Source organism: Novosphingobium sp. Chol11, assembly GCF_945870625.1.
In the GTDB taxonomy this organism is placed as follows: domain Bacteria; phylum Pseudomonadota; class Alphaproteobacteria; order Sphingomonadales; family Sphingomonadaceae; genus Novosphingobium.
On record NZ_CAMBTS010000136.1, the window covers coordinates 1 to 6,522 of the forward strand.

The 6,522-nt window shown below is 65.8% G+C and carries 5 protein-coding genes; 2 read left to right on the plus strand and 3 right to left on the minus strand.

Features of this window, described 5'->3' with window-relative positions:
* The 3 genes from Q0O40_RS14805 to Q0O40_RS14815 form a co-directional block, all read right to left on the minus strand.
* On the minus strand, window positions 1–1,139 hold a 1,139-nt coding region (locus Q0O40_RS14805), incomplete at its 3' end, for a GNAT family N-acetyltransferase (RefSeq protein ID WP_295531548.1).
* Window positions 1,136–2,635 (minus strand): Fe-S cluster assembly protein SufB, encoded by a 1,500-nt coding sequence (gene sufB, locus Q0O40_RS14810; protein WP_295531551.1) that lies wholly within the window; start codon window positions 2,633–2,635, stop codon window positions 1,136–1,138. The genes sufB and Q0O40_RS14805, both read right to left, overlap by 4 nt.
* Complete coding sequence (locus Q0O40_RS14815; RefSeq protein WP_295531554.1) at window positions 2,632–3,072, minus strand: Rrf2 family transcriptional regulator; 441 nt, start codon at window positions 3,070–3,072, stop codon at window positions 2,632–2,634. The genes sufB and Q0O40_RS14815 overlap by 4 nt, the downstream gene beginning before the upstream one ends.
* Window positions 3,073–3,512: 440 nt before the next feature.
* Here Q0O40_RS14815 and Q0O40_RS14820 point away from each other — a divergent pair, with 440 nt between their 5' ends.
* Together Q0O40_RS14820 and ggt are read left to right on the plus strand one after the other, a co-directional pair.
* Window positions 3,513–4,544 carry a quinone-dependent dihydroorotate dehydrogenase gene (locus Q0O40_RS14820; RefSeq protein ID WP_295531558.1) on the plus strand — a complete coding sequence of 344 codons (1,032 nt, stop codon included), beginning with the start codon at window positions 3,513–3,515 and terminating at the stop codon, window positions 4,542–4,544.
* 133 nt (window positions 4,545–4,677) lie between these two features.
* A complete protein-coding gene (ggt, locus tag Q0O40_RS14825; RefSeq protein ID WP_295531559.1) occupies window positions 4,678–6,300 on the plus strand; it encodes a gamma-glutamyltransferase in 1,623 nt (540 codons plus the stop codon).
* The last annotated feature ends 222 nt before the right edge of the window (window positions 6,301–6,522 follow it).

A 6,522-nucleotide genomic window follows, 5' to 3' on the forward strand; every position in this document is an offset into this window, starting at 1 on the left:
GCGCGGGCGCGGCCGGCGGTGGCGGGGCGGGTCTGGGTGTAGGAGGGGCGGGCGCGCTGGCCCTCGTAGCGGGCTTTCATGTCCGCCAGGATCGCCTGAACGACCGTCTCGGTGTTCGCCAGCACTTCGGCGGCGGGGATGCGAAGCACTTTGATGCCCACTTCCTCTAGGCTCTTGTCGCGGCGACGGCTGAGCGCCGGGTTCGGATCGGCCTCCTCATCGAGCGCGATCGCCATGCGCAGCGGCTGGCAGGCGAAATCGACGATGGCCGAGCCGATCACCGTCTGGCTGCGGAAGCGATACTTGCCCAGATTGGCGGCGGTGAGCGCATCGGCCAGCCGCACATGCGCGGCGCTGGGGTTGCGGCGCATTTCGCGCGCGGTGTCGTGCAAGGTATCGAGCCGCGATTCGGCGATATTCCAGCCGCGCCCCTTGCGCTGGAGCGGCGGGGTGGTGGCGCTGCCCGCCGGGCGCAGGGTGAGCTTGGGCTTGGCCGCGGGGTCGGCGCTGGTTTCGAGTTCAGCGGCGCGTTCGGGCTCCATCGCGAAATCCGCCGCGCCCGCAAGGTCGTCCTCAAAGTCTTCCTCGAACGCTGATTCGAATTCAGGCTCTGCTTCGATTTCAGCCTCAGCGATGGCTTCAAGCGCGAACCGCTTGTGCACACGGTCGACCGGCGTGCCATCTTCGAGCGGAACGGCGGGGGTCACGCCGTGGTCGGCAAAGCCTAACCGAGTATAAAAAGCGAGGCCGCTGGCGTTGTCGGCGCGGATCGTGGCGTTGATGCCCGAGAGGCCAAGTTCGCCCGCCCGTTTGATGGTGGCGGCGAAAAGCGCGCCGCCCACGCCGCGCCCGGTCATGCCAATGCGGGCAAAGGTGCCGATATCACCGACGCCATCGGGCAGGCCGGGATAGTGCCCAAGCGTCTGGAAACCCAGCAGCGTGCCGTCATCATCCTCGGCGACATGGCAGCAGATCACTTCGGGGCCGGTGAGATAACAAGCATCGAGCACGCCGGGGGTGAACGGTTCTTCGAGCGCGGTCGTCCCGCCCGCCGCGATGATCGCGTTGAGCAGTTCGGCCAGCGCAGGCGCATCGGCGCACGCCACCGGGCGGATCAGAAGGGTGGGTGCATCGCTCAACCGACAGAACCTTCAAGGCTGATGCCGAGCAGCTTTTGCGCCTCGACGGCAAACTCCATCGGCAATTGCTTGAGCACGTCCTTGGCAAAGCCGTTCACGATGAGCGCGATGGCCTCTTCCTGGGCGAGGCCGCGCTGCATCGCGTAGAACAGCTGGTCGTCGCTGATCTTGCTGGTGGTGGCTTCGTGTTCGATCTGCGCCGACGGGTTGCGCACTTCGATATAGGGCACGGTGTGTGCGCCGCAGTCTGCGCCCAAGAGCAGGCTGTCGCACTGGGTGAAATTGCGCACGCCTTCAGCTTGCGGGGCGACGCGGACGAGGCCGCGATAGGTGTTGTTCGAATGGCCGGCCGAGATGCCCTTGGACACGATGGTCGAGCGGGTGCGCTTGCCATTGTGGATCATCTTGGTGCCGGTATCGGCCTGCTGGTAATTGTTGGTCACGGCGACCGAATAGAACTCGCCGACCGAATCGTCGCCGTTGAGCACGCAGGAGGGATATTTCCACGTGACCGCGCTGCCGGTCTCGACCTGTGTCCACGAAACTTTGCTCCGTGCGCCCTGGCACAGCGCGCGCTTGGTCACGAAGTTGTAAATCCCGCCTTTGCCCTCGGCATCGCCGGGATACCAGTTCTGCACGGTGGAATACTTGATCTCGGCATCATCGAGCGCGACCAGTTCGACCACGGCGGCATGCAGCTGGTTTTCATCGCGCATCGGCGCGGTGCAGCCTTCGAGGTAGCTGACATAGCTGCCCTTGTCGGCCACGATCAGGGTGCGTTCGAACTGGCCGGTGTTTTCCGCGTTGATGCGGAAATACGTCGAGAGCTCCATCGGGCAGCGCACGCCTTCGGGGATATAAACGAAGGTGCCGTCCGAAAAGACCGCGCAATTGAGCGCGGCGAAGTAGTTGTCGTGCATCGGCACCACTTTGCCCAGCCAGCGGCGCACCTGTTCGGGATATTCGCGGATCGCCTCGCTGATCGAGCGGAAGATGACGCCGGCGGCTTCAAGCTCCTTGCGAAAGGTGGTCGCCACCGAGACGCTGTCGAACACCGCATCGACCGCGACGCGGCGCGCGCCTTCGACGCCTGCGAGCACTTTCTGCTCTTCGAGCGGGATGCCCAGCTTGGCATAAATGCGCAGGATTTCGGGATCGACCTCGTCAAGGCTGCCCAGCTTTGGCTTGGTCTTGGGCGCGGCCCAATAATACGCCTCTTGATAATCGATCGGCGGGATCTGGAGCTTGGCCCATTCGGGCGTCGGCATGGTCAGCCAGTGGCGATAGGCCTTGAGCCGCCATTCGAGCATCCACTCCGGCTCGTCCTTCTTGGCCGAGATATAGCGCACGGTGTCTTCGGAAAGCCCCTTGGGGCCGTATTCCTGCTCGATGTCGGACGACCAGCCATGCTCGTAATCCGCCGCCTTGTCCGCCGCTTCGCGCGCGGCCAGATCTTTGACCTCAGAAAAGTCTTTAATGTCAGTCACTTCGTTCATGGGTTCACCGGCTGGACAAGGGGGCGCGAGAGCTGAATGAGCGAGAAACCGGCGAGCGCATCGCGCAGCGCCGCATCGACTTCGGGCCAATGCGGACGAACGGCGCAGGCATGTTCGAGGGTGCAATCATGGCGGCCATTGTCGCTGCACGGGGTGAGCGCGATCGGCCCTTCGACCGCTTCGACAATATCGGCCAGAGTGATCGCCGCCGCCGGACGCGCCAGCTTCAGCCCGCCGCCTGCGCCGCGCACTGCTTTGAGCAGGCCCGCCGCCGAGAGTTTGCTCACCAGTTTTTGCACCGTGGGCGCAGGCAGGCCGGTTTCCTCGGCGAGCTGCTGCGCGGAAATGCGCGCCTCGTGGGGCCCGTGCCGCCCGCAATGGCGCGCCGCTGCGCTCATCGTCACGACGGCATAATCGGCCATGTTTGAAAGTCGCATCGCGGCGGAACCCCGGAGCGGCGGCCTGACGGGAAATCAGACCAGTTCGCTCCGATTACCTAGGCGCAGCCGGCGCCAAACACAAGGGCGAACGGCGAGCCGCGGCCGCAAGGGCAATTAGGCAGCGAGAATGGCGGGGTTCCGGTTGTTTGGACGCGGGGTTCGGATAAAAAAACGGCGGCCGAGCAAAGTGCATCAGCCGCCGTGAAGTAAAGAAGACACCGCAAACCTGCAGCGCCGTCTTCGGGTCGCAGTGGCTGCTTTAATCCACATCACCATCTGAAAATTGTATGGATTCGACAAAACTGGTGGCACCGCTGCAACACCTTCGGCAATTCAGCACCAGATCCGCGATCGGCCACTACTATGGTTAGGATTGCGGCTTGGCGAGACCTGCTGCGACGGCAATAGAGGCCCACCCGGATCAAGGCCCAGATCGCATGCTTTACTCGTTACTACGGCCCGTGCTGTTTCGTTTGCCGGCCGAGACCGCGCATACCCTGACCATCGCGGCGCTGCGCCTGGGCGGGCTGGAGGAACGCGATGCGCCCGAGGCGCGGCTCTGCCAGCGAGTCGCCGGGATCACGTTTCCCAATCCGGTGGGGATGGCGGCAGGGTTTGACAAGAATGGCCAAGTGCCCGGCGCTTTGATCGGGCTGGGGTTCGGCTTTGTCGAGGTGGGCACGATCACCCCCCGGCCACAAGCGGGCAATCCGCGCCCGCGCCTGTTCCGGCTGGCCGAAGACCGCGCGGTGATCAACCGGATGGGGTTCAACAACCATGGCGCGGACGTGGTCGCGGCCCGACTTGAGGCGCGGCGCGGCAATTCTGCGGTGATCGGGGTCAATATCGGGGCCAACAAGGATTCGTCCGACCGCATCGCCGACTATGCCCGGATGACGCAGATCATGGCACCGCTGGCGACCTATCTCTCGGTCAATGTCAGCTCGCCCAACACCCCGGGCCTGCGTGAGCTTCAGGACAAGGGCGCTCTCGAAGCGCTGCTCGATGCGGTGATCGCGGCGCGGGGCCCCCACACGACGCCGATTTTCCTCAAGCTGGCGCCCGATCTGACCGCGAGCGATGTCGATGCGATCTGCAAGGTGGCGCACGACAAGCGGCTGGATGCACTGATCATCTCCAACACCACCGTCGCTCGCCCGCCGCTGCGCTCGCGCTATGCTGGAGAAATGGGCGGGCTTTCGGGCGAACCGTTGCGCGACATGGCGCTGCAGCGGCTGCGCGATTTCCGCACGGCAAGCGGCGGGTCGATCCCGCTGATCGGTGTGGGCGGGATCGCCAGCGCCGAAGATGCCTGGGCACGGATCAAGGCCGGAGCCAGCCTCATCCAGCTTTACAGCGCGCTGGTCTATGAAGGACCGGGGCTGGCGCGGCGGATTGCGCGGGGGCTTTCCGAATTGGTCCGCAAAGAAAGATTTTGCAGCATTGCCGAGGCGGTCGGCAGCGCATAGCGTGCAGCCCATGAAACCGTGCTCCTTCCGGATTTTCGCCAAGGCCTTTGTGCCTGCTCTGGCCCTCATGCTCGGGGCCTGCGCTGCGCAGCCGCCCATGGCGCGAACCGCCCCGCCGCCCGCGGATGCAGGCTTGGGTTTGGTTTCCGCCGCCGACGGGCGCGCCGCCGATGCGGGCGCGCAGATCCTCAAAGCAGGCGGTTCAGCGACCGACGCGGCCATTGCGACGATGCTCGCGCTGAACGTGGTCGAGCCGCAAAGCTCCGGCATCGGCGGCGGCGGGTTTCTCGTGACGGGCGACGCGGCGGGCAGAATCGAAACCTATGACGGCCGCGAAACCGCACCGGCGGCGGCGCGCCCGCGCTGGTTCTATAACGGCGAGACGCGGATGGGATACCGCGACATCATCCCCGGCGGACGGCCAGTGGGCGTGCCCGGCAACGTGCGCCTGGCCGCGATGGCGCATGCCCGCCACGGCAAGCTGGCGTGGAAGGCGCTGTTCCAACCCGCGATCCGGCTGGCGCGGGAGGGCTTTGTCGTCAGCCCGCGCCTGAATGCCTCGCTCGCGCTGTTCAAGGACACCGCCGGGTTCGATCCGGAAGGCCGCGCACTGTTTTTCGGCGCAGACGGCGCGCCGGTGCCCGCAGGAACGACAGTGCGCAATCCGGCGCTGGCCGACATTCTGGGGCGCATCGCAGACAAAGGCGCAGACAGCTTTTACATCGGCGAGAACGCAGCGACGATTGCCGCCAAAGTGAGTGCCAGCCCCGGCGCGCCCGCGTCGATGACCACCGCAGACATCGCTGGCTATCAGGCCAAGATGCGCCCGCCCACTTGCGGGAAATACCGTGTGTGGCGCATTTGCGGAATGGGGCCGCCTTCTTCGGGCGTGGTCATCGTGCTGCAGGCGCTGGGCGCGCTCGAACGGTTTGACCTCAAAGCCATGGGGCCAACGTCGCCCACCGCCTGGCACCTGATCGCCGAGGCCGAACGGCTGGCCTTCGCCGACCGCGACAAGTATCTCGGCGATCCCGACTTTGTCGCGGTGCCGGTGGCCGGGTTGACCGATCCGGCCTATCTCTCCGGGCGTTCCGCGCTGATATCGGAAAATGCGACGATCGCCGCCGTTTCCGCCGGATCACCGGCAGGCGCGCCGACCACGTTCGCCTCTGCCGCGCCGATCGAAGAGCATGGCACCAGCCATTTTGCCGCAGTCGACCGCTGGGGCCATGCGGCGAGCTATACCTCAACGATCGAGAGCGGCTTCGGCTCGGGCCTGATGGCGCATGGCTATTACCTCAATAACGAACTTACAGACTTCAACCTCGTGCCCGAGCGCGGCGGCAAACCGACCGCCAACCAGGTCGAAGGCGGCAAGCGCCCGCGCAGTTCGATGAGCCCGGTGCTGGTCTATGGCCCGGACGGCCGACTGCGCATCGCCACTGGGGCGGCAGGCGGCCTGACCATCCCGGTGCAAGTGATCCGCATCCTGATCGGCACGCTCGATTGGGGCATGACCGCCCGCGATGCGATTGCGCAAGGCGCGGTGATGCCTGCGCCCGATGGGCTGGTGGTAGAAGCCGGAACTCCGCTCGAAGCCATGGTCCCCGCGCTCATCGCGCTGGGCCACGGCAATGTGCGCGCCGTGCCGATGCGGCTCAAGGCCAATGCGATCGAGTGGACAGGCACCGCAGAGGGCGGCCATTGGACCGGCGCGGCCGATCCTAGGAGCGAAGGGGCTTCGGCTACGCCTTAGCAGAAGGCGGGGCGTTGGGCTGCCTACTGTGAGCTTGCGCTTTACCGACTGAGGCCCCGGCCTTCGCCGGGGTGCGCCGCGATCCTGTTGGATTCGGATTTCGGGCGCACGGGTGCGGCGTCTGGGCAGAGGGGGGATCGCGCGACCGGTGCGGCGCCTGCACTGGCGCTGCGGGGAGGGCGTCGTGTTCTGCTTAGGGTGCGAGTGGCCGGGAGGGCAGAT